The organism is Minwuia sp., from assembly GCF_048263705.1.
In the GTDB taxonomy this organism is placed as follows: Bacteria; Pseudomonadota; Alphaproteobacteria; order Minwuiales; family Minwuiaceae; genus Minwuia.
The window spans coordinates 183,355-208,994 of sequence record NZ_JBLXDV010000001.1 but is presented as its reverse complement, the minus strand read 5'-3'; the positions used below and the strand labels follow the sequence as shown (position 1 = coordinate 208,994).

At 63.6% G+C, this 25,640-nt stretch carries 20 protein-coding genes; 16 read left to right on the top strand and 4 right to left on the bottom strand.

What is annotated here, in order from left to right; all coding sequences use genetic code 11:
* Positions 1-56: 56 nt before the first annotated feature.
* From ACN0X7_RS00925 to ACN0X7_RS00905, 5 genes are all read left to right on the top strand, one after another.
* Positions 57-1,205 carry an amidohydrolase family protein gene (locus ACN0X7_RS00925; RefSeq protein ID WP_417513141.1) on the top strand — a complete coding sequence of 383 codons (1,149 nt, stop codon included), beginning with the start codon at positions 57-59 and terminating at the stop codon, positions 1,203-1,205.
* Positions 1,198-2,880, top strand: a complete 1,683-nt coding sequence (locus ACN0X7_RS00920) for an N-acyl-D-amino-acid deacylase family protein (protein WP_417513139.1) — start codon at positions 1,198-1,200, stop codon at positions 2,878-2,880. Before ACN0X7_RS00925 ends, ACN0X7_RS00920 begins: the two co-directional genes overlap by 8 nt.
* A gap of 163 nt (positions 2,881-3,043) precedes the next feature.
* Entirely contained in the window at positions 3,044-4,636 is a 1,593-nt protein-coding gene (locus tag ACN0X7_RS00915; RefSeq protein WP_417513137.1) for an acyl-CoA carboxylase subunit beta, read from the top strand.
* A gap of 59 nt (positions 4,637-4,695) precedes the next feature.
* Entirely contained in the window at positions 4,696-4,920 is a 225-nt protein-coding gene (locus ACN0X7_RS00910) for an AbrB/MazE/SpoVT family DNA-binding domain-containing protein (protein ID WP_417513135.1), read from the top strand.
* Complete coding sequence (locus ACN0X7_RS00905; protein ID WP_417513133.1) at positions 4,917-5,309, top strand: type II toxin-antitoxin system death-on-curing family toxin; 393 nt, start codon at positions 4,917-4,919, stop codon at positions 5,307-5,309. Before ACN0X7_RS00910 ends, ACN0X7_RS00905 begins: the two co-directional genes overlap by 4 nt.
* Here the strand turns inward: ACN0X7_RS00905 and ACN0X7_RS00900 are convergent, their stop codons facing one another.
* Positions 5,310-6,596 (bottom strand): nucleotide sugar dehydrogenase, encoded by a 1,287-nt coding sequence (locus ACN0X7_RS00900; protein WP_417513131.1) that lies wholly within the window; start codon positions 6,594-6,596, stop codon positions 5,310-5,312.
* 450 nt (positions 6,597-7,046) lie between these two features.
* On the opposite strand from ACN0X7_RS00900, the gene ACN0X7_RS00895 reads away from it, so the two are divergent.
* The 5 genes from ACN0X7_RS00895 to ACN0X7_RS00875 all read left to right on the top strand — a co-directional run bounded on the left by ACN0X7_RS00895 (position 7,047) and on the right by ACN0X7_RS00875 (position 12,867).
* On the top strand, positions 7,047-7,829 hold the full coding sequence (locus ACN0X7_RS00895) for a class I SAM-dependent methyltransferase (RefSeq protein ID WP_417513129.1): 783 nt from the start codon (positions 7,047-7,049) through the stop codon (positions 7,827-7,829).
* A gap of 81 nt (positions 7,830-7,910) precedes the next feature.
* The gene (locus ACN0X7_RS00890) at positions 7,911-10,226 is read left to right on the top strand and encodes a PEP-utilizing enzyme (protein ID WP_417513127.1); all 2,316 of its coding nucleotides are present in this window, start codon (positions 7,911-7,913) and stop codon (positions 10,224-10,226) included.
* A complete protein-coding gene (locus tag ACN0X7_RS00885; RefSeq protein WP_417513125.1) occupies positions 10,223-10,828 on the top strand; it encodes a type 1 glutamine amidotransferase in 606 nt (201 codons plus the stop codon). The genes ACN0X7_RS00890 and ACN0X7_RS00885 overlap by 4 nt, the downstream gene beginning before the upstream one ends.
* A gap of 23 nt (positions 10,829-10,851) precedes the next feature.
* Positions 10,852-11,577 (top strand): NTP transferase domain-containing protein, encoded by a 726-nt coding sequence (locus ACN0X7_RS00880; RefSeq protein WP_417513123.1) that lies wholly within the window; start codon positions 10,852-10,854, stop codon positions 11,575-11,577.
* A gap of 60 nt (positions 11,578-11,637) precedes the next feature.
* Complete coding sequence (locus ACN0X7_RS00875; RefSeq protein WP_417513121.1) at positions 11,638-12,867, top strand: hypothetical protein; 1,230 nt, start codon at positions 11,638-11,640, stop codon at positions 12,865-12,867.
* Here ACN0X7_RS00875 and ACN0X7_RS00870 read toward each other — a convergent pair.
* Positions 12,857-13,384: an adenylyl-sulfate kinase gene (locus ACN0X7_RS00870; RefSeq protein WP_417513119.1), complete on the bottom strand. Its 528-nt coding sequence runs from the start codon at positions 13,382-13,384 to the stop codon at positions 12,857-12,859. The genes ACN0X7_RS00875 and ACN0X7_RS00870 overlap by 11 nt on opposite strands.
* A 230-nt stretch (positions 13,385-13,614) precedes the next feature.
* Between ACN0X7_RS00870 and ACN0X7_RS00865 the strand changes: the two genes are divergently transcribed.
* The 3 genes from ACN0X7_RS00865 to ACN0X7_RS00855 all read left to right on the top strand — a co-directional run bounded on the left by ACN0X7_RS00865 (position 13,615) and on the right by ACN0X7_RS00855 (position 20,458).
* Entirely contained in the window at positions 13,615-17,103 is a 3,489-nt protein-coding gene (locus ACN0X7_RS00865) for a S8 family serine peptidase (RefSeq protein ID WP_417513705.1), read from the top strand.
* Between the two features lie 117 nt (positions 17,104-17,220).
* Positions 17,221-19,554 carry a tetratricopeptide repeat protein gene (locus ACN0X7_RS00860; protein ID WP_417513117.1) on the top strand — a complete coding sequence of 778 codons (2,334 nt, stop codon included), beginning with the start codon at positions 17,221-17,223 and terminating at the stop codon, positions 19,552-19,554.
* A 181-nt stretch (positions 19,555-19,735) separates the two neighbouring features.
* Positions 19,736-20,458, top strand: a complete 723-nt coding sequence (locus tag ACN0X7_RS00855) for a hypothetical protein (RefSeq protein WP_417513115.1) — start codon at positions 19,736-19,738, stop codon at positions 20,456-20,458.
* Positions 20,459-20,522: 64 nt separating this feature from the next.
* Here the strand turns inward: ACN0X7_RS00855 and ACN0X7_RS00850 are convergent, their stop codons facing one another.
* Positions 20,523-20,756, bottom strand: a complete 234-nt coding sequence (locus tag ACN0X7_RS00850) for a DUF1127 domain-containing protein (protein WP_417513113.1) — start codon at positions 20,754-20,756, stop codon at positions 20,523-20,525.
* 142 nt (positions 20,757-20,898) lie between these two features.
* On the opposite strand from ACN0X7_RS00850, the gene ACN0X7_RS00845 reads away from it, so the two are divergent.
* The 3 genes from ACN0X7_RS00845 to ACN0X7_RS00835 all read left to right on the top strand — a co-directional run bounded on the left by ACN0X7_RS00845 (position 20,899) and on the right by ACN0X7_RS00835 (position 24,027).
* Positions 20,899-21,804, top strand: coding sequence for a transcriptional regulator GcvA (locus ACN0X7_RS00845; RefSeq protein WP_417513111.1), 906 nt, complete (start codon positions 20,899-20,901; stop codon positions 21,802-21,804).
* Positions 21,805-21,905: 101 nt separating this feature from the next.
* Positions 21,906-23,336, top strand: a complete 1,431-nt coding sequence (locus ACN0X7_RS00840) for a sigma-54-dependent transcriptional regulator (RefSeq protein ID WP_417513109.1) — start codon at positions 21,906-21,908, stop codon at positions 23,334-23,336.
* A 73-nt stretch (positions 23,337-23,409) separates the two neighbouring features.
* Positions 23,410-24,027: a hypothetical protein gene (locus ACN0X7_RS00835; RefSeq protein WP_417513107.1), complete on the top strand. Its 618-nt coding sequence runs from the start codon at positions 23,410-23,412 to the stop codon at positions 24,025-24,027.
* A gap of 3 nt (positions 24,028-24,030) precedes the next feature.
* Here ACN0X7_RS00835 and ACN0X7_RS00830 read toward each other — a convergent pair whose 3' ends face one another.
* Positions 24,031-25,638, bottom strand: coding sequence for a flavin-containing monooxygenase (locus ACN0X7_RS00830; RefSeq protein WP_417513105.1), 1,608 nt, complete (start codon positions 25,636-25,638; stop codon positions 24,031-24,033).
* Between the last annotated feature and the right edge of the window lie 2 nt (positions 25,639-25,640).

Sequence of the window (25,640 nt, the reverse complement as noted above, 5' to 3'; positions counted from 1 at the left end):
CGCGCGCCCTGGCCGTACGATGGGTCGATCATCGTGTTTCTGGGGAGGAATACGCCATGTCTTCGAGTGAGATCATCGTTCCGATTTCGGCGGATTCGCACATCACCGAACCGCCGGACTGCTATTCGGCGCGGATCGACAAGGCCTGGGCGGACAAGGCACCGCATATCGTCAATGACCCGAAGATGGGCGAGGTCTTCCGGATACCGGGACTGGACCGTCCGATCCCCATGGGCCTGATCGCGGCCGCCGGACGTGATCCCAAGGACCTGAAATACAAAACGCACAACTATCGCGACCTGCATCCGGGCGGCTATGACGCGACGAAGCGGCTGGCCGATCAGGACCGCGACGGTGTGTTCGGCGAGATCATCTACCCGTCGGTCGGCATGCTGCTGTGCAATCATCCCGACTTCGACTTCAAGCGCGCCTGCTTCAATGCCTACAATCTGTGGCTGGAGGAATATTGCGATCATGCGCCCGGACGCCTGTTCGGCATGGCACAGATCGCCATGCGAACGGTCGAGGAAGGCATCGCCGATCTTCAGGATCTGAAGGCGCGCGGCTTTCGCGGCGTGATGATGCCCGGTGAGCCGGCCCTGTCGGATTATCACGATCCGATCTACGACCCCTTCTATGAGGCTGCCGTGGCCCTGAAGATGCCGCTCAGTTTCCACATCCTCACGTCGTCGGGTGCGGGCATCGCCCCGACGCGCGGCCCGAAGATCAACGGCTTCCAGTCCATCATCCGCGGCAATCAGGACATCCTGGGCACCTTCATCTTCGGTGGTGTCTTCGACCGGCATCCGGACCTGAAGATCGTCTGCGTCGAGGCGGATGCCGGCTGGGCACCGCACTGGATGTACCGTGCCGACCACGCCTACAACCACCATCGCTACTGGATGAAATGCGACGAGTTGCAGCGGATGCCGTCTGATTATTTCAAGGAAAACATCTATCTGACGTTCCAGGACGACTGGTCGGCCTTCAAGGCGAAGGACGAACTGAACGTCGAGCGCCTGATGTGGGCCAACGACTTTCCGCATTCGGATGCGACCTGGCCCCGCTCCCAGGAGATTCTGGCCCAGCAGACGCAAGACCTGACCATGCACGAAAAACAGCGCATCCTCCGGGACAATGTGCGCGATCTCTACGATCTGCCCATTCCCGACGCGCCCCACATGAAGGAGGCAGCACATGCTTGATCTGAAAATCGAAAACGGCCTGATCGTCGACGGTACCGGCTCGGAAGGCTATCGCGGTTCTGTCGGCATCAAGGACGGCAAGGTGGTGGCACTTGGCAATGTCACCGGCGACGCCGAACGCACCATCGACGCGAAGGGCCATGTCGTGGCGCCGGGCTTTGTCGATATCCACACCCACTACGACGCGCAGGTGGTCTGGGACCGCATGCTGTCGATCTCGCCCTGGCATGGTGTGACCACGGCGGTCATGGGCAATTGCGGTTTCGCGGTCGCGCCCACGCGCCCAAACCATCGCGACCTGATCATGCGGACGCTGGAAAACGTCGAGGGGATGAGCGTCGATGCCCTGAAACAGGGCCTCGGCGACTGGGGTTTCGAGAGCTTCCCGGAATATCTGGACGTACTGGAAAAGCTGGGGACGGCCATCAACATCAGCGTCTTCTGCGGTCACACACCGCTGCGCCTGTACGTGATGGGCGAGGAAGCGACGGAGCGTGAGGCCACGCCGGAGGAAGTCGCGGAGATGAAGCGGCTGGTCGAGGAGGCGATGGACGCCGGCGCGATCGGCTTCGCCACGTCCAAGGCCGTGACACACACGGGCTATGCAGGCCGCCCGGTCCCCAGCCGCCTCGCCTCGCTGGAGGAGATCGAGATTCTCGCGGGCGTTCTGGGCGAGAAGGACAAGGGCATCCTGCAGGCCACCATCGGCCGCGACCTGTTCATCCCCGAGTTCGAGAAAATCGCCCGCGACACAGGCCGCCCGGTGACCTGGACGGCGCTGCTGTCCGGCACCCAGCTTGCCGATGGCACGGCGGAAGAGCATCTGCAGCGCACACGCGAACTGAAGGCCGAGGGGCTGGATGTGGTGCCGCAGGTGACACCGCGCGCGCTGATGTTCGAGATCCAGATGAAGGCCCCCTTCATCTTCGAACCCGTGTCGGTCTTCAAGCCGGTGCGCGGTGCCAGCTTCGAAGAGAAGAAGCGCCTCTACGCCGACCCGGATTTCCGTGACGCCTTCCGCCACAAGCTGTCCGGCAACATCCGCCCCGGATTCCAGCGCAGCTTCGACATGACGATCATCGCCGACGTGCCGGGCCACCCCGAATGGGCCGAGAAAACCCTTGAGGAAGTCGCCGCCGAACGCGGACAGCCCATGACCGACGCCCTGCTGGACATGTCGCTGGAAACCGATCTGGAAGCCCGCTTCCGCATGCCGGTCGCCAATCATGACGAGGCCGAGGTCGAACCTCTGCTGAAGGAAAAGGCCACCGTGATCGGCCTGTCCGATGCCGGTGCCCATGCCAGCCAGCTGTGCGATGCCTGCCTGCCGACCCACCTGCTGGGCCGCTGGGTGCGCGAGAAGAAGGTCTTCTCGATCGAGGAGGCCGTGCGCATGCTGACCAGCCGCCCGGCGGAAGTGTTCGGCATCACCGACCGCGGCACGCTGGCCGAAGGCCGCCCCGCCGACATCGTCATCTTCGACCCGGAAACCGTCGGATGCGGGCCGGTGAAGCGCGTCTGGGACTTCCCGGCCGGCGCGGACCGCCTGATCTCCGAGGCCGACGGCATCGACGCCGTCGTCGTGAACGGCACCGTCATCCGCCAGAACGGCGCGGACGCCGTTGACGCGAAGGGCTCTCTGCCCGGCAAACTGCTGCGCGGGGGACGTGCGTAACCGAACCTTCCCTCCCCCTGCAAAGGGGGAGGTGGCCGCGCAGCGGTCGGAGGGGGTTGATGGCTGGACGATGCCGAATGTGTCTCCACCGCAGCCAACCCCCACCCTGACCCTCCCCCTTCGAAGGGGGAGGGAAAACTGACGTTGTTGAGGAACCACAGACATGCCCGACTCAAACAAGCCCGAAGCGCCTGCCAAAGGCTGGCAGCCCGAACTGGACGAACTGAATCTCCGCAAGCAGATGACCGGCACCATGGGCGGCGCGGACAAGGTGGCGCGCCAGCACGCGGGCGGGCGTCTGACCGTGCGCGAACGTGCGGACCGGATGGCCGACCCCGGCAGCTTCAGGGAGATCGGGCGGCTGGTCGGCAAGGGCCAGTATGACGAGCACGGCCAGCTGATTCATTTGATGCCGAACAACTCGGTCATGGGTCGGGCGATGGTGAACGGCCGTCCGGTGGTGATTTCCGGTGACGATTTTACCGTGCGCGGTGGCTCGGCGGATGCGACCAACAAGGGCAAGGCGCTCTACCCCGAGCAGCTCGCCCGCGACATGCGCGTCCCCATCATCCGCATGATCGAGGGGTCCGGCGGCGGCGGGTCGGTGAAGACCATCGAAACGACCGGCCACGCCAATCTGCCGGGCGGTCAGGGCCAGTCGTTCGGGTCAGAGCAGTTGATGATCAACATGGGCGAGATCCCGACGGTCGGTCTGGGGCTCGGCTCGGTCGCGGGCCTGGGTGCCGCGCGGCTGGCCGCGACGCATTTCTCGGTCATGGTCAAGGAGCAGGCCGCGATGTTCGTCGCCGGACCGCCGGTCGTGAAAGGCATCGGTCAGGATTTGACCAAGCAGGAACTCGGCGGCTGGCAGATCCAGCTTGCGGCGGGCGGGGTCGACAATGCAGCGGATTCGGAAGAGGACGCCTTCGAGCAGGCCCGCCGGTTCCTGTCCTACATGCCGCAGTCGGTGGACGAACTGCCCCCACGCGCAGAACCGAAAGATCCCGTCGACCGGCAGGAAGAAAAGCTGTTCACCATCGTCCCGCGTGATATCCGCAAGGTCTACAAGATGCGGAAGATCATCGAAATGGTCGCGGATGAAGACAGCTTCTTCGAGATGGCACCGCTGTTCGGACGTTCGGTGATCGGCGGACTGGCGCGGTTTGACGGCTGGCCTGTCGTTCTGCTGGCCTCGGACCCGTTCCACTATGGCGGCGTCTGGACGGCGGAGGCCTGCGAGAAGGTCATTCGCATGGTCGATCTGGCCGAAACCTTCCACCTGCCCGTGATCTATCTGTGCGATTGTCCGGGATTCCAGGTGGGTCTGGAAGCCGAAAAGAAGGGTACGATCCGTCTGGGTGTGCGCGCCATGGCCGCCATCGAACAGTCCACCGTGCCGTGGTGTTCCATCATCATCCGCAACGCGTTCGGCGTTGCCGGCGGGGCACATGCGCCTTCAGGCCGGTTCTACTACCGCTATGCCTGGCTGTCGGCACGCTGGGGCTCGCTGCCGCTGGAAGGCGGGATCGAGGCCGCCTACCGCGCCGATCTGGACGCTGCGGATGACGAGGCGGCGGAACTGGCCACCATCACCGACAGGCTGAACAAGCTGCGCTCGCCCTTCCGTACCGCCGAAACCTTCGCCATCGAAGACATGATCGATCCGCGGACGACACGCCCGCTCCTCTGCGACTTCGCCAACCTGGCCGCGCCGCTGCGCAAATCCGGCAAGGGTCGGATGTGGATGCGCCCCTGATTGCTTTTCGGCAAGGCCACCTCATGTTATAAGGTATGTAATAACATGAGGAGTTGACCATGACTGTCCTGAAAGTCCGCCAGGTCGGATCGTCGCTGGGCGTGATCCTGCCGAAGGAACTGCTGGCGCGAATGAACGTCGAGAAGGATGACGAACTGTTCGTTGTCGAAACCAAGGATGGCATTCGGCTCTCAACATATGATCAGAAAGTCAGCGATCAGATGGACGAAGCCCGCAAGATCATGAAACGCCGTCGTTCCGTGCTTCGTGAACTGGCGAAGTGATAGACTGGATATGGATCGAACCTGCCACGATCAAAGCGATCCACGAAGAACAGATCAGAGAACACGGCGGCATTGAGGGCATCAGAGATCAGGGCCTGCTTGAGGCTGCTCTCGCACGACCGCAGCAGATTGCTGCCTATGGCTCGGATGACGTTGTCGATCTGGTCAGCGGCTACGTCTACGGCATCGCCCGGAACCATGCGTTTCTGGATGGCAACAAGCGCACGGCCTTTGTCGCGGGCGAACTGTTTCTGGTGCTCAACGGTTACGAACTGGTTGCGGATGACGTTGACGCCGTTACCACAATGCTCAGGGTAGCCGACGGCACGCTCGACGAAGAGGATTTTCAGGAGTGGCTGCGCGAACGCGTGGTTCGAAATGACGCCTGATCACAGGCTCCAGTACTGCTGGCCGGGCTTCAGCAGGCTGCGGTCCAGCTTGCTCTTGATATCCACGACGATGGTGTCGTCGCCCAGCTTGTCCAGCACCCAGGCCGCCCCGTCCTTCATGTAGGCGTCGTGCGGCACAGCCAGAATCACGCAATCGGCGTCGCGGATGTCATCGTCGGCGCACACGGTCAGACCCATCTCGGCCCGCGCCTCCTCGGATGTCACCACGGCATCATGGGTGACGACATCCAGTCCGAACGTCTTCAGTTTCTCGACCAGACCGGCGACCTTGCTGTTGCGCAGGTCGGGCACGTTCTCCTTGAACGTCAGCCCCAGAACGGCGGCCTTGCGGTTCTTGGCCTTGGGACCGGAGCGGTAGAGCAGTTCCAGCACCTTCTGCGCGATGAAGCCGGAGACGCTGTCGTTGATGCGCCGCCCCGCGCTGATCATCTGCGTGTGATAGCCCAGCTGGTCCGCGCGATGAGTCAGATAGTACGGATCGACGCCGATGCAGTGACCGCCGACCAGGCCGGGGCGGAAGGGCAGGAAATTCCACTTGGTGCCGGACGCGCGCAGCACGGCCTCGGTCTCGATATCCATGCGGTCGAACAGCATGGCCAGTTCGTTCACCAGCGCGATGTTGATGTCGCGCTGGATGTTCTCGATCACCTTTGCGGCCTCGGCGACCTTGATCGATTCGGCGGGGTGTGTGCCCGCCGTAATGACGGTGTCGTACAGCGTCTTGACCCGCGCCAGCGTTTCGGCGTCCTGCCCGGAGACCACCTTCACGATCCGCTCCAGTGTGTGTTCGCGGTCGCCGGGATTGATGCGCTCTGGCGAGTAGCCCAGCTTGATCTCGTCGAACAGTTTCAGACCCGACACGCGCGCCAGTTCCGGTCCGACGATCTCCTCGGTTACGCCGGGATAGACGGTCGATTCGATGATCACCAGATTGCCCGGTTTCAGGTACGGTCCGACCAGTCGGGATGCCCCCAGCAGCGCGCCGAAATCCGGCACGTTGGCGTCGTCCACCGGCGTCGGCACGGCAAAGACGTATATATCGCAATCCGCAAGGCTTTCCGGGTCCGACGAAAATACACCGCCGATCCTGGCCATGTCCTCCGGCTCGACCTCGCCCGTGTGATCGTGACCGGCGTTCAGTTCCTTCACGCGGTTCTCGCTGATATCGAAGCCGACCATGTCGAGCCCGGCGCGCGCGAAGGCCACGGCCAACGGCAGCCCGACATACCCCAGACCGACGACCGCAATCTTTTCCGAAACCGACATGTGGCCCCCTGAAACACAAGAGCGGGCGGCAACGGCCACCCCGAAGAACGAGCGCCCCTCGTATAAAGGCTTCACCATGAACTATCCATAGACGTGATCGCACACCGTGACGGCGATCGGACGCACGCTCGCCGGGAGCTCGGTCCGGGCATTGTCGCGCCGACCGGCCGCGACCGGCGCTGAATGGCTTCCGAGCGTGATTCAGCGCACGGAACGAACGGGTTTCGCCTGTTCGAGAATTCATCTAAACAGTCGGCAAATAGACAGTATCCGCGGACGGATCATCACGATGGACCGGCAGTCATCCACCCGATGCCACGGCAGGTGCGCCGATCCTGTTTGCAGATAGACTGGATGTGTGATTCGGGTTCGACGGATCGGCGTTCCGAGGCGGTTCTGAACCGTCTGCGATCCCTCGGCTGACTGAACGATTGAAAGGTTGCGGAAGACATGGCGAAAGAACTGGCGGCAGGCGACTTCACCGGATTGGCTGCGGCATATTCCAAGAACCGGCCCGACTATGCGGAGTCGGTCCTGAAAGGCCTTGTCGGCATGGTCGGCAAGCCCGTGGCGGAAATGGACGTGGCAGACGTGGGCGCGGGCACCGGCATCTGGACGCGCATGATCCATGATCTCGGCCCGAAGAGCATCGTCGCTGTCGAGCCGAACGATGACATGCGGAGCTCCGGTGAGGCCGATTCCCGGAACACCTCCATCGAATGGATCGCCGGTTCCGCCGAAGTCACCAATCTGCCGGACGGCTCGAAGGACTGGCTCACCATGGCGTCCAGCTTTCACTGGGCCGATTTCGATGTCGCCCTGCGGGAATTTCACCGCGTGCTGCGGCCGGGGGGACGGTTCACGGCCATCTGGAACCCGCGCATGACCGAAGCGAACCCGGTGACCCACAAGATCGAGGAATATCTGACCACCACCTATCCCGATGTTCGCCGGGTATCGTCAGGCCGCGCCGGGCTGGCCAACGAACTGACCGAGAAGCTGTGGGCCTGCGAGCCTTTCACGGATGTCGTCTATCTGGAGGGCCGGCACACGATCCACATGTCGGTCGACCGCTATCTCGGCGCCTGGCGCTCGGTCAACGACCTGCCCGTTCAGATCGGTGCCGAGAACTTCGCGCGCTTCCTGACCTTCGTGGAAGAAACGATCGCGGGCCTTGAGACGATCGAGGCCGTCTATCTGACACGCGCCTGGTCCGCGGCCCGGGTCGACTGAGGGTCGGGCAACCGTCGGGGAGCCGATCATGAGGGGCCGTCATCGATTGCCCGCAAGCGCCGGATAGGTTGAGGACGCGTCATGTTTCAATTCTCGACGAAAGCCCAGACACTGGAGGACCTCAAGGCGCACCTGAAGAATGCGTCGATCGTCCCGCAGGTCCATTTCTCGGTCGAGGCGTGGCGCACAGGGCGCGCAGACCTTCTTGATACCATTCGCGAGACCTTCGCCGAGCGGACGCTGATCGTTCGTTCAAGCTGCCAGCGAGAGGATTCCGAACACGCCTCCAATGCCGGGGCATTTCTTTCGCTGCTGGACGTTGCGGCGGGAAATGTCGCCGACGCCATCGAGGCGGTGATCGACGCATACGGCACGCCCGAACCCGGCGATCAGGTGCTGGTGCAGCCCATGCTGTCGAACGTCGTCCGTGCCGGCGTGGCCTTTTCCCATGATCCGAGCACGGCGGCCCCCTACCGGATCGTCAACTGGACCGAGGACGGCGACACCACGGCGGCCACAAGCGGCAAGCCCGTGCGAAGCTGGCAGCAGGCGGCCCTGTCTGCAAGACCCGCCCCCGGCATACTTCAGCCGGTCATGGCGCTGCTTGAGGAACTGCTGGACCTCGCCGGCGGGCAGGCCGTCGATGTGGAGTTCGCGGTCGCACCGGACGAAAGCGGCATCGAGCGCCTGTGGCTGCTGCAGGCTCGCCCGCTGATCCTGCAGGCACCGCAGCAGCGACCGGAAGCCCAGAAGCAGCTGCTGGAAGATATCGAAACGGTGGTCGACCGGAACATGCGCCCTCATCCGTTCGTCAAGGGCGCGCGCGCGGTCTTCGGGGTCATGCCCGACTGGAACCCCGCCGAGATCATCGGCCTGCGCCCGCGGCCGCTCGCCCTGTCGCTCTATCGCGAACTGATCACGGATTCGATCTGGGCCTATCAGCGCCACAACTACGGATACCGCAACCTGCGCAGCTGTCCCCTGATGCTGCACTTCCACGGCCTGCCCTACATCGACGTCCGCCTGTCCTTCAATTCCTTCGTCCCCGCCGATCTGGACGACAGTCTCGCCGACCGGCTGGTCGACTACTACATCGGACGCCTGCTGGACGAACCCGCCCTGCACGACAAGATCGAGTTCGAGATCGTGCTGTCCTGCTATTCGCTGGATATCGATACAAGGCAGTCCGCGCTGCAGAATGCAGGCTTCAGCGACCGCGAGATGCTGTCGATCAAGCAGGCGCTCCGGCGGCTGACCAACAACATCATCGACCCCAAGAAGGGTCTGTGGATGACCGATGCGGCCAAGCTGGACACGCTGGAGCGCCGCCGCAACGAACTCTTCGCCGCCGACACGACCGCGATAGACCGCATCTACTGGCTGCTGGAAGACACCAAGCGCTACGGGACCCTGCCGTTTGCCGGTCTGGCGCGCGCGGGATTTGTCGCTGTGCAGCTTCTGCGATCACTCGAACAGGTCGGCATCTTCACCAGCCGGGACACCGACCTGTTCATGCAGTCTGTGTCCACCGTGACCTCGCGCATGACCATCGACAGGGCGAAACTGGCCAAGCCGGTCTTTCTCCAGCACTACGGCCATCTCAGGCCCGGCACATACGACATCAATTCGCTGCGCTATGACGAGGCGCCCGATTTCTATTTCGACTGGTCGCAGCGTCCCGAAGCCGCCGAGGCCGCGCCCGCCTTCATGGTCAGCCTGGAACAGATGCGCGCGATCGCAAACCTGCTGGAACACCACGAACTGAGCACCGATCCGGTTGGCCTGTTCGATTTCATGCATGCCGGCATCGAGATGCGCGAACAGGCCAAGTTCGCCTTCACGCGGAACCTCTCCGATATCCTGTCGCTGCTACAGGATCTGGGCGAGCAGCACGGTTTCTCGCGGGACGAACTCTCCTATTGCGACATCGGCGTCGTTAAGGAACTGCAGATCGCGGCGCTGGGCACACGGGACGTGCTGGCCCGCAGCATCGAATCCGGCTACGCCCGCTACCAGGACACGCTGAAGCTTTCATTGCCGCCGCTGCTGCAGTCCACCGACGACATCTGGGGCTTCGAGTATCCGGGCATCAGCCCCAACTTCATCACCCAGGGCAGCGTGACCGCTCCGGTCGGCGATCTGGACCGGCACGACGATCTGGCCGGCAAGATCGTCTGCATCCCCAACGCCGATCCGGGTTTCGACTGGCTGTTCTCGCGCAATATCGCGGGTCTGATCACGGCCTGGGGCGGCTCCAACTCCCATATGGCCATCCGGGCCGGCGAACTGGGCATGCCGTCGGTGATCGGTGCGGGCGAAGCCAATTACACCAAATGGGAAGCCGCGCGGGTGCTGCACATCAACTGCGCCGGCAAGCTGGTGGACGTCATCGAATGACCGGGGCGCGGATCATCGCCGTATCCCAGCGCGTGGACCGCTATCCGGATCGCAACGAGACAAGGGATGCGCTGGATCAGGCGCTGGTCCGCTGGGCGACCGCGTTCGGACACCTCGCCGTGCCGGTTCCGAACATGTTGGATGCCGACGCGCTGGACTCCCTTCTTGAACGGCTTGATCCGGCCGGCATCATCCTGTCCGGCGGCAATGACATTGGTGCCGAGCCCCGGCGCGATGCCACCGAGTCGCGGCTGTTTTCGGCGGCCTTGAGAAAGAACCTGCCTCTGCTCGGGATCTGCCGGGGCATGCAGATGATCGCTGTCGCATCCGGCGGCACTCTGAAAAAGGTTCAGGGTCATGTCCGGTCACGGCACGATCTGGGCAATGCATTCGGATCGGTGAACAGCTATCACGACATGACGCTGGACGGGCTACCCGATGATTTCGATGCCCTGGCGCACAGCGAGGACGGCGAGATCGAAGCCATGCGCCACACGTCGCTTCCGGTACTCGGCTGGATGTGGCATCCCGAGCGGGAGACGCCGTTCGATCCGGCGCATGTGGCGCTTGCGAAGGCCTTCTTTGACGGGTCCGAACGCTGAAAACATTGGGAATGGAGAACGGAATGCGCGCGATCATCCTGGCTGCCGGCCGTGGCAGCCGCATGCAGGGCCTGACCAGCGACAAGCCGAAATGCCTGGTGGAACTGCGCGGCAAACCGTTGCTGCACCGGCAGATGGATTCGCTGAAAGCATCGGGCATCGACGAGATCGGGATCGTCACCGGCTATCAGCGGGAACAGCTCGCCGCCTACGGCCTGCATGAATTCGTCAACGAGGCATGGCAGACGACCAACATGGTGGCGTCGCTGGTGCGGGCATCCGAATGGCTTGAGCAGGATGCCTGTATCGTCAGCTATTCGGACATCTTCTACGAACCGGAAGCGCCGGACCTGCTGCAGAAGAGTGACGCGGATATCGCCGTGACCTACGATCCGGACTGGCTGGAGATCTGGTCAAAGCGGTTCGAGGATCCGCTCGACGATGCCGAGACCTTCCGCCTGGATGGCGACAGGATCGTCGAGATCGGCAGGAAGCCCGACACCGTCTCGGAGGTGGAGGGCCAGTACATGGGCCTGCTCAGGTTCTCACCGGCGGGATGGGCTGAAGTACGCCGCATATTCGACGGTCTGCCCGCCGACCGGGCCGCGAAGCTGGACATGACCAGCCTGCTGCAGGCGATCATCGATGCCGGACGGGTTCCGGTGACGGGAATTGCCTATCGGGGCGAGTGGGGCGAGGTCGATTCCGGCGAAGACCTGGCCGCCTACACCAATGATCCGGACGCATAGCCCGCAGGATAACCCAATCCGTCTGGCAGACATCCAGACGTCAGAAATCAGGAAGTTGACATGTCGAAGTCTGGCAAGATCGGGCTGATCGCCCTGCCCGAGGGCTGGTTTGTTCAGGTCATCAAACATCTGGATCCGAAGAACGTGCGGTTGTTCGTGACCACCGAGAGAATGAAGGCGGACCTGCTCGCCCGGGTGGGCGAGGCATATGAAACGCACATTCTGGACCTGCTGAACGAATGTCCGGCGACCGAAGCCCTGAACGAATGCGATGTCGTCGCCGGCGACCAGTGGCAGTTGAAGCGTGTCTTTCCCGTCCATATCAAGGATCCGGTCAATACGGCGGCCATCGGCTTTGCACATGCGACCGACGCCCCGCCGGTCATCCTGGTGAGTGGCCGGAACTATCTGATCTCGGCAGCCGAAAAGCTGGTCGATGTCGCGCGCCGGACGCTGGCACACGAAGGCCGGGCCGGAAAATATACCGCGGCCGAACTGCCCAGGAACGCGCCGCATCTGGTCGGTGCCGAAGCGCTGGAATACGAGGCCGGATACACCGGACTGTATCATCTGGATCCGATCTGCTTTGCGGTCGCCGAGGAGCGTGCCGCCCATCGCAAGCAGCTTCTGGAACTGCTGGAACTCAGCCCCGACGATGATCGCAAGATCGTCACCTGCTTCATTGATGAGACCTCGGATTTCGAGCAGATCGACAACAGCCTGTCGAAGATCTCCGACCGGTTCATCATCGTCGTGAAGACGTTCAAGGGCTATATCGATCAGTACGCGATGCACGATGTGCACATCGTCGAGGACCGGAAATACAACGATCTGCTGCGGGTCGGCTCGGACTTCATCCTGGCGGGCGTGATGTCGGGATCGCTCTCGACGGCCATCATGACGGGACTGCGCGTGATCCCCTTCTTCACCAGGACAAACCATCGGAGCGCCGTGACACGCGAGAAATTCTACCTGGGACAGGAGAAGACAGCGGAACTCTATCCGCTCTCGCGCGAGGATCTGGAAAAACGCTACAACATCTACGCGGTCGACATGGTGCCTGCCATCGATATCGGTGAGCCCGATACCGTCGCTCGCGTGTTGTGCGACGAAGCATTCTGGGCCGGTTTCGAGGCGCGCTTCGAGGCCTGGTCGCAGGAAGAGGCATTTGGCCGATACCTGACCACCGGTGCGGCGGAGAAGACCGCGCGCCTGATCGAGCGCGTCGCCCGTGAGGGTACGCTGGGCGAAGACGCCATTCTCAGCGGGCGGATCGAGCTTACCGGTTGAGCACGCGTTCGCAGATGCGCGCGGCGACCGTCTCCGCGTCCAGACGGTCGTCCCATCCGAACGTCATGTCCGGGCCGGATGGCGCGTCGATCGGAACATCCAGGCCCGACACGTTGCGCGCTTCCCCGCGGTCGTAGGCCCCGTAGATTCCCTTCGGGTCGCGCCGCCTGAGTTCATCCACCGGCACGTCTAGGAAGACCTCAAGATAGCCGCTCAGGTTCTCGCGGTTCCATGCGTGCACCTCGCGAAACAGCGAGATGGTGGCGATGACGACCAGTTGCCCCTGCGCCGAAAGCATGCGGCACAGGCGCGCGTACCGCATCGCCAGCGCCAGCCGGCCGTCACGTTCCAGGCTGGCACCGGAGACACTGTCCGAACCGAAGACGGCCCGCAGTTCATCGCCGTCCAGAAAGATCACGGACCGCCCCTCGCCCCGCAGCCGGTCCACGACCAGCCGGGCCGTTGTCGTCTTGCCGGCACCGGATAGCCCGGTGATCCAGATCGTACCGCTATCCATCCGGTTGTTCCTTCAAACAGAGTTCCGGGACGTCATGACAAAAACCCGCGCGGACGTCACCCGATTTTCGTTTCGGATCGCGATAGCCGCCCCATTCCGGTCAACAATGACGTGATTTCCATCACCTCCGGGCCAGACCGGCGCACATCCGGGCTGCGCTGTTTGGGTATCGTTCACATATTGCCTATAACAGGGATGCAGATGTCAGGGAAAATGCCGGTTTGAGTAATGTGAAGACCGACAACGAGACCGACGCGACGGAGCCTTTGGCTGCGGCACCCTTCGTATTGCCTGACGACCCGCTGCTGGGCAGCCAGTTCAACCTGAACAACACGGGTCAGACCGGTGGTACGCCCGGCATCGACCTGAACGTCTTTCCCGTCTGGGATGACTATCGCGGTTCGGGGGTGACCGTCGGCGTGATCGATGATGGTGTCGAACACACCCACCCTGACCTGATCGCGAATTACGACACCAGCATCGACAATGATTCACGCGACGGCGACAGCGATGCCCTGGCGATCGGAGATGACCGGCACGGCACCGCAGTCGCCGGCATCATCGCGGCGGACGACAACGGGTTCGGATCGGTCGGCGTGGCGCCCGATGCCACCATCGCCGGATTCCGCATGGGCTTCGGTGCCGACGGCACGCTGGGTCAGATCACCGAGAACATGCAACTGCAGGTCAATGTCGATATCTCCAACAACAGCTGGGGTTTCGGCGGCTTCTTTGGCGACAATTTCAAGTCCTTCGCCTTCCAGGCACATGCCGACGCGCTGGAAACCACTATCGAAACGGGCCGCGACGGTCTGGGCACGGTGTGGGTCTTCGCGGCGGGCAACAGCCGGGGCAGCGGCGACGACGTCAACTATCATTCGTTCCAGAATTCCCGGCACACCATCGCGGTCGCCGCGGCGGAAGACGATGGCGATATCACCTTCTATTCGACACCCGGCGCGGCGGTCATCACCACCGCACCGGTCGCGGCGGGCGGCGGTCTGGGCGGCGTCATCACGACCGACCGGCAGGGCGCGGCGGGCTATTCCGGCAGCTTCCAGGGCGGCGATTTCACCAGCGGCTTCAACGGCACATCCGCTGCCACGCCGATGGTCAGCGGCGTCATCGCGCTGATGCTGGAGGCCAATGCCAGTCTGGGCTACCGCGACGTGCAGGAAATCCTGGCCTACAGTTCGCGCCAGATCGATGCCGGAGACAGCGGCTGGACGATCAATGATGCCGCCGACTGGAACGGCGGCGGACTGCATGTCAGCCACGATTTCGGATTCGGTCTGGTCGACGCCCACGCCGCTGTGCGGCTGGCGGAAAGCTGGACGAAGCAGTCGGTCGCCCAGAACGAGGCCGCGATCAGCGCGGCCCGCACGCCTTTCCTGGCGATCCAGAACAATGCGACCGTCAGCGACAGCATCACGATCACCGATCCCATCGACCTGCAATGGGTCGAGATCGATATCAACATCGACCACACCTATATCGGCGATCTGGTGATCGAACTGACGGCACCGGACGGCACATCGTCGGTGCTGGTGAACCGGCCCGGCAAGTCGTCGAGCAACACATGGGGCACCAGCCAGGACGACATCAACTTCGTGCTGACCAGCGCGCGTCACTGGGGCGAGGACGCGACCGGCGTCTGGACACTGAGCGTTTCTGACCATTTCGCCGCCGATGTGGGCACGCTGATCAGCTGGGAACTGACCCTCTACGGCGATGTGCTCACCGGCGACGACGATTACATCTACACCGATGAATACGGCACGTTCGCCGCCGGTGATGCAGGCCGCAGGGAACTGGCCGACGCCGGAGGCAACGACCGCATCAACGCCGCCGCGCTGACCGCGGCCGCACTGATCGACCTGAACGCCGCTGCGGCGGGCACCCTCGCCGGTCAGGGCTTCTCGATTGCCGAGGGCACGGAAATCGAACACGCGATTTCCGGCGACGGCGACGACACGCTGATCGGCAATGCGCTGGCCAACGACCTGAACGGCGCGCGCGGCGATGACGTGCTGACGGGCGGTGCAGGCGATGACACGCTGACCGGCGGCGCGGGCGCGGATACATTCCGGTTCGGTTCGGATCAGGGCATCGACACGATCACCGACTTCGACGTGACCGCGGACCGCATCGAACTGGACGGAATCGCGGGCATCACGGACCGCGACAGCTTCGTCGCAGCTGGACGTCAGGCCGGAGACAACTTCCTGATCGCGTTCGAGGCGGGCGGCGGTCTGTCCCTGCTGGACGTGCTGGCCGACGCCTTGACCGAGGATGTCTTCTCGTTCCTGAACGTGCCCGAACCGGTCGGCCCCCTGTCTTTCTCGGGTTCCGAGTTCGCCGACGACATCGTCGGCACGATCTTCGCGGACACGCTGAAGGGCGGCGCAGGTGCCGACACGATCCGGGGCGATGAGGCGGACGACACGCTGCTGGGGCAGGCCGGTGACGATCTGGTCGAAGGCGATGCCGGCGCAGACCGCCTGAGCGGCGGCACGGGCCAGGACACGATCCGCGGTGGCGATGGTGAAGATGTCATCACCGGCGAAGACGGCAACGACTTCCTGGAGGGCGGTGCCGACCGCGATACGATTTACGGCGATGCGGGCGACGATACCCTGCGCGGCGATGCGGGTATCGACCGGTTGACCGGCGGCGATGGCAGCGACAACGTTCTGGGCGGTGCGGACGATGATCTGCTGCTCGGAAATGCGGGCCGCGACACGCTGAAGGGCGACGGCGGCAATGATGAGATCTACGGCGGCGTCGATGACGATACGGTCATGGGTCTGGGCGGCGACGATTTCCTGCGTGGCGACGACGGCAATGACCGCGTCGCCGGCGGAGACGGCGCGGATCTGGTCTTCGGCGGCGCAGGCGACGACGTTCTCAGCGGCGACGGCGGAACCGACACGATCACCTCAGGCATCGGCGACGACCGGAGTTACGGCGGCGACGGCAGCGACCTGCTGTTCGGCGACGACGGACGGGATACGCTGCTGGGCGGCGCGGACGGCGACCTGATCGAGGGCGGTGCCGGCGACGACAGCCTGCTGGGTGAAGCCGGCAACGATACGGTCAACGGCGATGCCGGGGCCGATACGGCGCGCGGCGGCGCGGGCGACGATCAGCTCAATGGCGGTGCGGGTGACGACACCCTGCTCGGCGATGACGGCGACGACACCCTCAGCGGCGAGGCCGATGCGGACCGGCTGGCCGGTGGCAGCGGAAACGATTCGGTCCTGGGCGGATCCGGCGATGACGTGCTGACGGGTGAAGCCGGACAGGACACGATCAGGGGCGGCGATGGCGATGACCTGATCATCGGCGGCGATGACACCGACATCCTTCTGGGCGATACCGGCGACGACCGGCTGCTGGGATCGGGCGGAAACGACCGGCTGGTCGGCGGTTCCGGCGCAGACCGGCTGGAAGGCGGGTCCGGCAACGATGTGATCACGGGCGGCGACGGGATTGACCGTTTCGTCTTCGCGGACAGCGACGGTCCCGCAAGCCATGACACGATCACCGATTTCACGCTCGATGAAGACGTCCTCGATCTGTCCGGGCTGGCCATCGCCTCGCTCTCGACCGAGAATCTCAACAGCGACTCCGTTCTGGACACCCGGATCCTGTTCGACAATGGCTCCGTCGTGGACCTGCTGGGTGTCGCAGTATCGACAGAGCAGGACCTTTTCTGAGCCATCGGCCCGACCGGACGCGGCGACACGCTTGACCTGCCGTCTACGCCTGGTTCAAACATCTGCACATTCACGCTGAAACGATCGGCCGGACGCAGGACGTCTCAGCAGTCATCGATGCGGCGGAAAAACACCCGGGAGCCACGACCCAAGCCCATGCGCGTCATTTCATCCGACCACCTGCTGAACGCGCAAGGCGAGCCGGCCCTGATCGGTGTGATCGGCAGTTGCCGCGTGCATGGGCCCATGCGCGCCCTGATGGCGGAAGGCGAGGTCCGGCTGATCGCGATGCCCTTCAGCTGCTATACGCACACGCCGCACGAAGCGCTGCAATACATCCGCTATTGCCAGGGCGAGTTGGCCGTACCGACCGCGCTCCGCGCCATGATATTCGGCCGGGAGAACATGCGGCCGACGACACGCCCCTTCGTCGATCTGGTGGCGCGGCTGGATGCCATCGTGATCGAGGTCAGCGGCCTGAGGCGGCTGTCGGCGAGCGGCTTCGAACTGCAGCAGAACTATTTCTCGACAAACTTCATCCGCTCGGGCGGCAAGCCTTACCTGGACTGGTGGCGCGGCGTGGTTTCGGGCGATTCCCGGCTGAGCGATCACTCGGAGCAACTGATCGAGCAGCAACGGTCGTCGGGCCTGCTGCCCTCCCATCAGGACGTGATCCGGACCGCCCGTTTTCATGAGATCGACTGGGAAGATTTCACCACGGCGCTGGACGCCCTCGCCCAGACCCATCCGGCGCGCATCTGTCTGGTTTCGCATTTCAACATTCCTGGCGACGCCGAGATCGAGGAAAGGTCGAAGACCATCCGGTTCCTGTCACGTGCCGCCGAAGAGTTCGGGCACGGGTTCTTCGATCCGACGCAACTGGTCGGTGCGCACGGGGCGGAGAAGGCGCTGAAAGCCGGCGGCAAGGACCGCTATCATTTCGCACCCGAGTTTGAACCGACCGTCGGACGCTCCTTGCTGGCGAAGGTGCGCGAGGTCCTGTCGGCACCGGTGCCGACACTGAACGGGCATGTGGACACACAATCCATGGACGGTCTGCTGCCGGACATCGCGTCACTGGATACCGCGGATCTCCGGCGGCTGATTCAATCGCCCGATCGCGCCATTCGCCCCGAGATGCGCGATGTCCTGTGCCGCGAGCTTCTGGATCGTGAGCCCGGGGACAGCTCGCTCGCCGTGCGGATCGCGGAACATGCCCTCCAGACGGACCGGCCGCAGAGTTGCCTGACCTACGCCGACATCGCCCTGCACAGCGCGCCCGGCAATGCACGCGCCGAGGCCGTCCGGGCGCGTGCCTACGCCAGCATGGGCGTCGGCGATCTGGTCGAAAGCATCGAGAAGGCCATCGACGCCGGGGACATGGAGACGCTCGAACATCTCGCCGCGACGCTCAAGGGTCTGCCGCGCCAGGCCCCGCAGCGGGCGCAGCTTGCGGAGTTGATCGCCCGGCAACGCGACCGACTGGCCCGCATTGACGATGGAACTGACTATCACGCTGCCATACCGGTGCTGGAAATACTCCGACGCCTCGATACCGAGCAGCGCAACCACTGGGCCGCGAAACTTGGTGAGCTGCGCACGCGGCTCACCATCGATGCGCGCGAGGCCTTTGCCGAGGGCCGCCTCGATCAGGCGCTTCGGCTGACCGATGCCATGATCGGCCACGGTATCGCGCTGGAAGCGGCGCACATGACGCAAGGCCGCATTCACCACGCACAGGCGGACTACGACAAGGCAGCGGCTGCGTTCGAGGCATGCCTGGCCATCAACCCGCAGAATGCCTGGGTCAGCATGAGCCTGGCCCGTGCCTTGTTGAAGACCGGGGATGTGGCCCGCGCAGCACGCGCATTCCTGGCCACCATGGACAAGGCAGACCCCGAGACCGAAGCCGGTCTGATCGAGGATGCATCGGCGACGCTGGGCACGATGGGCAGCGCGATCGTGAACCGCGCACGCGCGCTGGAGGCGGAGGCGACGACGCCCGGACAGATATCCGAAGTCTATGAACTCTATGAGATCGCGGCGCGTGGGCTGGGCGAACGCGTGGATTTCGCGAATCTGACGGCAAATCTGCGCCGGAAATGCCTTCTCCAGGTCATCGACCTGGAAAAATCGGATGACCGCAGACTGCCGGAGATGGCGGAGCAGTTGCTGAAGATGGAGCCTGACAACGTGCGCGCCCTGCGGCTGGCCGGCAGTTTCCTCAGCCGGCACCGCGAGCACGCACGGGCCCTGCCCCACTGGCAACGGCTGACCCGGCTCGACCCCGACACCGCGATCAATCACCTCCAGGTGGCCCGCTGCTTCAACTGGCTCGGGATGAACGACAGGATGCACGAGGCGGCCGCGAAAGCCCTGCATTTCGATCCCGACAACACGGAAGCCGCATCGTTGCTGGCCGAGACTGTCTCTGTCGAGGGAGACGAATAGGCACACAGGTTCGGCCTCGGCCCGGCGCGCGCCGCACCGCGCGTCGATACGTCTCGGGCGAAAGATTTGGCACCAATTGGGCGATAAGTTATATCGATCCGCCGATGCTGGCATTTCGTTTTGACGCACATACGTCCGGAAACATCATCGAGATCAATCTAGCGCTAGGAAACGGAACATCATGAAAAGTTCGGGCCTGAAAATCATCCTGCTGCTGATCGCCATCGCGGGCGTCGCGGCAATCGGTTGGTACCTTCTGATGGGCGATGGTTCCAGGATGGTCGAGCGGACTGACTCCGGCGACACCGTGCCTGTCGAACAGCCCGCCGAGACCCGGCCCGCCGATGAAGCTTCGACTGGAGACGCGCCTGCAACACCGTCCGAACCCGCCACGACCACCGTCATGGACACTGCGGAATTCGAGGCGATGTCAGCCGATGATGTCGCGGCACGCTATAATCAGGTGCACGAAGTGGAGCGGGCGGCGTTTCTGACCGACTATGTCCGCGCCGTCGGCGAGAACAAGGGCGTGACCATTGCCCGCGAAGTGGCCAGCGGGCCGGTGGAAGAGCGCAACTATGAGCTCAGCTTCGCGCTGGCGCAGGTGCTGGTGGCCGAATTCGACTCCCGGCTTGGTTCCTATCTGGCAGGCGTTCATTCGATGAATGGCCAGGGCACCGAGAGGGATCTGGATGCGGCGACCCGCTATCTGCGCCACCCGGAACTGCTGGAGACATCCGGCGCACTCTATTTCCGGGCAGTGATCCTGCTGGATGAGGACTATGAGCGCCAGGATCGCGATGCCGCGATCGCGCTGCTGAAGAAGGCCGTGAAGGTTGGTGACCCCGATGAGAACGGCGTGATCCAGTCCAGGAAACTTCTGGACGAACTCGGCGCGGAATAACAACGCCTGAACAGGGGACCGACCGTCGGCAGCCGCCGGCGGTCGGTCCCTCTGGCAGCGCATATCATCGCGCGGTGCGGCTGAGATCGTGTGGATTGTGCGCGACCGAGGGAAGCTCGTTCCGCGACAGTCCGATGTCCTTCAGCGTGCGATTGTCCAGCGCTTCGAGCTCGGCCAGACGCTGTTGCGCGGCCCGGACGCTCGCGATGGCCTCGATCCGGTTCAGCGCCCAGTCACCGATGCGCTTGAAGAAGCCGCCGGCAACACCGGTGTGCATGTCATAAGTCTGGTAGGTCATTTTTTCTGCTCCATCTTCTGGCAAGGAAATCTTGCCCTTCGTTTGCTCGGCCTGACGCCGTTGTGATTGATCTGGTGCTTTATTGTGGAGCAGCAAACGACTTAAACTTGCTTTTCAGACAACGAAAAGTATATCTGCCGACATGAAAAGACGCCTCCCTCCCCTGAACGCCCTCCGCGCGTTCGAAGCTGCGGCCCGCCACGAAAGCTTCAAGGCGGCTGCCGAGGAACTCTCGGTCACACCAGCCGCCGTCGGTCATCAGATCAGGACGCTGGAGGATTTTCTGGGAATCGAACTGTTCCTGCGCCTCAACCGTTCAGTCGAGTTGACGGAACGCGCGCGGCGCGTGCTGCCGGGTCTTTCCGCATCGTTCGACGCCATGGTCGATGCCCTGTCGGTGCTGGACGATCCGGACGAGACCAATGTCATCACCGTCTCCACCGTGCCGTCATTCGCCGTGAAGTGGCTGATACCGCGGCTGGAGCGCTTCAACCGGGCCTATCCGGACTATGACATCCGCATATCGGCCAGCATCGACATGGCTGACTTCCGGCGTGACCACATCGACTGTTCCATCCGGTTCGGGCGCGGCGTCTACCCGGGCCTGAAGGTCTGGAAGATCCTGGACGACACCATCATGCCGGCGGCCAGTCCCAGCCTTCTGAGCAATGAGGATCCCATCACCAGCCCCGCCGATCTCGCGCGCTTTCCTCTGGTGCACGATGACTCGCTGCGTTTCGATCCGATGACGCCGGACTGGCGATCGTGGCTGACCGCGGCGGGCGTCGACGACATCGTCGACTGGCGGCGCGGGGCGCATTTCTCCTTTGCCGATCACGCGCTGCAGGCGGCGATCGACGGCGTCGGCATCGTGCTCGCCCGGCGATCGATCGCGCATCAGGACATCTCGGAAGGCAAGCTGATCCCGCTGTTCGAAGCCGAACAGCCGCTGACCATGTCCTACTGGTTCGCCACCGTGCCCGAGAAGGCGGAACAGCCGCGGATCATCGCCTTCCGCGACTGGCTGCTGGCAGAAGCCGCCGAATAGCCAAAAAACAGCGATTTGCATTTTGCAACCAATGGTGATTCATTGATCAGCAGCGAATCGGGGAGCGCCAACGCTCAGCCGAAAAGCCAATGGATCACAGCATGTCCGATATCGACCGCCAGCCTGTCCTGCTTGTCGAAGACAGCCCGTCTCTCGTCCGGGCCTATGAGCTCTATCTGGCGGACGAACCCTACGATCTGACCATCGCCGAGACCGGGCAGGCCGCGCTCGACGCGCTCGCCAGTCACGAATTCGAGGCCGTGCTGCTGGATCTCCGCCTGCCCGACATGGACGGGATGGATATCCTTGAGCGTCTGCACACGCAGAGCAATGCGCCGCGTGTCGTCGTCATCACCGCACACGGATCGATCAATGCCGCCGTCGATGCCATGCGTCTCGGCGCGTTCGACTTCCTGGTCAAGCCGTTCAACAGCGAGAAACTGGTGTCGGCGCTGCGCAGCGCGCTGAAAGCCGGCCGCTCCCAGACCCTCAGTGTCGCCGAGACCGAAAGCGGCAGCGCGCAGTTCCACAGTTTCATCGGCCAGTCACCCACGATGCAGCAGGTCTACAAGACCATCCGGATGGCGGCATCCAGCAAGGCCACCGTCTTCGTCGTCGGCGAATCGGGCACGGGCAAGGAACTGGCCGCCGAGGCGGTCCACGCCTCCAGCCCGCGCGCGAAAGGCCCGATGGTGGCCATCAACTGCGCAGCGATCCCCAAGGGCCTGATCGAAAGCGAGATCTTCGGACATGTCCGCGGTGCCTTCACCGGTGCGGTTCAGGATCGCGAAGGCGCCGCGGCGCGCGCGCACGGCGGTACCCTGTTCCTGGACGAGATCTGCGAAATGGACCTGGATCTGCAGACCAAGCTGCTCCGCTTCGTCCAGACGGGTACCTTTGAACGGGTCGGCGACAGCCGGTCACGCAATGTCGATGTCCGCTTTGTCTGCGCCACCAACAAGGATCCGATGCAGGCCGTCCAGGATGGTCGCTTCCGCGAGGATCTGTTCTACCGGCTGCACGTCATCCCGGTTCAGATGCCGCCGCTGCGGAACCGTGGCGAGGATATCCTTATGGTCGCGGAGCGCTTCCTCAATCAGTACGCCCGTGAGGAAAAGAAGGACTTCAAGTCGTTCTCGACCGATGCAAGGCACGCCTTGCTCAACTACCGCTGGCCCGGGAACATCCGCGAACTGCAGAACGTCATCCGCTCGATAACGGTGCTGTATGACGGACAGACCGTGACGCCGGACATGCTGCCGCCCAACCTCGCCATCACATCGGTTGCGGCACCGCCTGAAGCCCTGCCGGGTGTATCCGGACAAGCGCTGCCGGCATCTGAAATACCCGCCCGCCCGAAGACCGAGTCGGACATACGTCCGCTGGAAGACGTGGAGCGGGAAGCCATCGAGGAAGCCATCGATATCTGCAGGGGCAACATCGCCAGGGCGGCCTCGCTGCTGGGCGTCAGCCCCTCCACCATCTACCGCAAGAAACAGGGATGGGACGAACAACCGGAACGGGCCGTGTGACAATCCGGTGACGACCTGAATTCCGCCGCGATCATCCTATATGAGTCCGTAAGGTTGAACTGAGGAGAGTCTCATGGCCCGCAAGCGAGATGATGCCGGAAAATGCATGGACGCCGCCCTGTCGCTGGCAGCCATCGGCGGATGGAACAATCTGACTCTCTATGACATCGCCCGGGAAACGAAACTGGAGATCGGCGATGTCGTGTCCGCGATCGGATCCCGTCACGGCGCACTGGCGATACTGGCCGAACGTGCCGACCAGGCCATGCTGGGCGCGGTTGACGAGGAATGGGACGACGAGTCCCGGCGCGACCGGCTGTTCACCCTGCTGATGGCGCGGTTCGATTTCCTGAGAGATCGTCGCGAGGGTATCCGCGCGGTGATGGCCGGGCTGCCGGGCGACCCGGGAACGGCCCTGCGGCTGTTGTCGGGCAGCGGCGTGCGGTCGATGCGCCTGACCCTGGAAGCCGCGGGCATCCCGACGGGCGGCGTTCGGGGTGCGATCAGAATTCGCGCGCTGGGTGCAGCCTATGCCGCGATCATGCGTACGTTCCTGGATGACGACAGCGAAGATCTGTCCCGGACCATGGCCGCCGTGGACCGCCGCCTCAACGGTCTGGAGAACATGGCCGGACGGCTGAAGTTCCGCGCCGGGCGCAAGGGCACCGAGAAGGCCGCCGAACCGGCCTGACTGTCAGGCCGCCCGTGAGAGGACGAACCCTTCGTACCCCCTGGCCGCGACCTCCTCGCACTTGGCGACGTAAGCCGGGAAGCCGCCGATATAGGGCATGAAGACGCGCGGCTTGCCGGGGACGTTCGCGCCGACGTACCAAGATGAACAGGTCGAGCGCAGGGTCATGCCGGCGACCTCGTTGACATGCGCCACCCAGCGGTCTTCGGCTTCCAGTTCGGGTTCGATCAGGGACGCCCCCGTCTTGCGCAGATGATCGATGCACTCCGAAATCCACTCCACATGCTGTTCGATGGACGGGATCATGTTGGTCAGCACCGAGGGGCTGCCCGGCCCGGTCACGGTGAACAGGTTCGGAAAGCCGTGCATGGAAAGACCCAGATAGTTGCGCGGCCCGCCATCCCACTTTTCGGCCAGCCGCTCCCCGTCCCGGCCGCGGATATCGACGTTCAGGATCGCGCCCGTCATCGCATCGAAACCGGTCGCGAAAACGATGGCATCGAAAGAGTAGTCCGCACCGCCCACGCTCACGCCGGTCTCGGTCAGTTCCTCGATCGGCGTGCCCGCAATATCGATCAGCGTGACGTTGTCGCGATTGTAGGTTTCGAAATAGCCGGTATCGACGCACAGCCGCTTGCAGCCGATCACATTGTCGGGGCACAGCAGATCGGCCGTCGCCGGATCCTTCACGATCTCCCGTATCTTCTCGCGCACGAAATCCGCGGCATATCTGTTGGCGTCGGGATCCAGCAGCAGATCGTTGAAACCGCCCAGGAAGGTGATCCCGCCATAGTCCCAGCGCTTCTGGAAGATGGCGCGGCGCTCCTCGGGGCTGGCGTCATGGACCGAGACATCCCGGAAATCCAGGGCGATGCCCGCCGGCATCTGGCGCGCCTGATCCCGTAGCGCCCGATAGTCGGCCTTCACCCTGGCGACCATATCCCGGTCGATCGGGCCGTTGTGGGCCGGCACGGCATAGTTGGCCGTACGCTGGAAGACCGTCAGATGTGCGGCCTGCTCGGCGATCAGGGGAATCGACTGGATCGCCGATGATCCCGTGCCGATGATGCCGACGCGCTGGCCCGAGAAATCCACACCCTCCTTCGGCCATTCGCCGGTGTGATAGATCGGACCGCGGAATTTCTCCTGCCCGACACGCGGCTTGTTGGGCTGCGACAGGCACCCGGTCGCCATCACCACGAACCGGGCGGTCAGGGTCTCGCCATCGCCGACGGTCACCTTCCACAGACCGGACGCCTCGTCGAAGTGCGCCGCCCTGACGGTACAGTCGAACCGCATGTCCGGTCGAAGGTTGAACCGGTCGGCGACATGGTTGGCATATTCCAGAATTTCGGGCTGGGGCGCATAGCGCTCGGTCCACTCCCATTCTTGCTGCAGGTCGTCGTCGAACTGCAGCGAATACTGCATGCTTTCGACATCGCAGCGCGCGCCGGGATAGCGGTTCCAGTACCAGGTCCCGCCCACGCCGTCGCCGCGCTCGAACACCTTCGCCTTCAGCCCCATCTCCCGCGCCTTGATCAGCATGTACATGCCACCAAAGCCCGCTCCGACGATCACGATATCCAGATCGGGTTCGTGCGTCTCGCTCATGC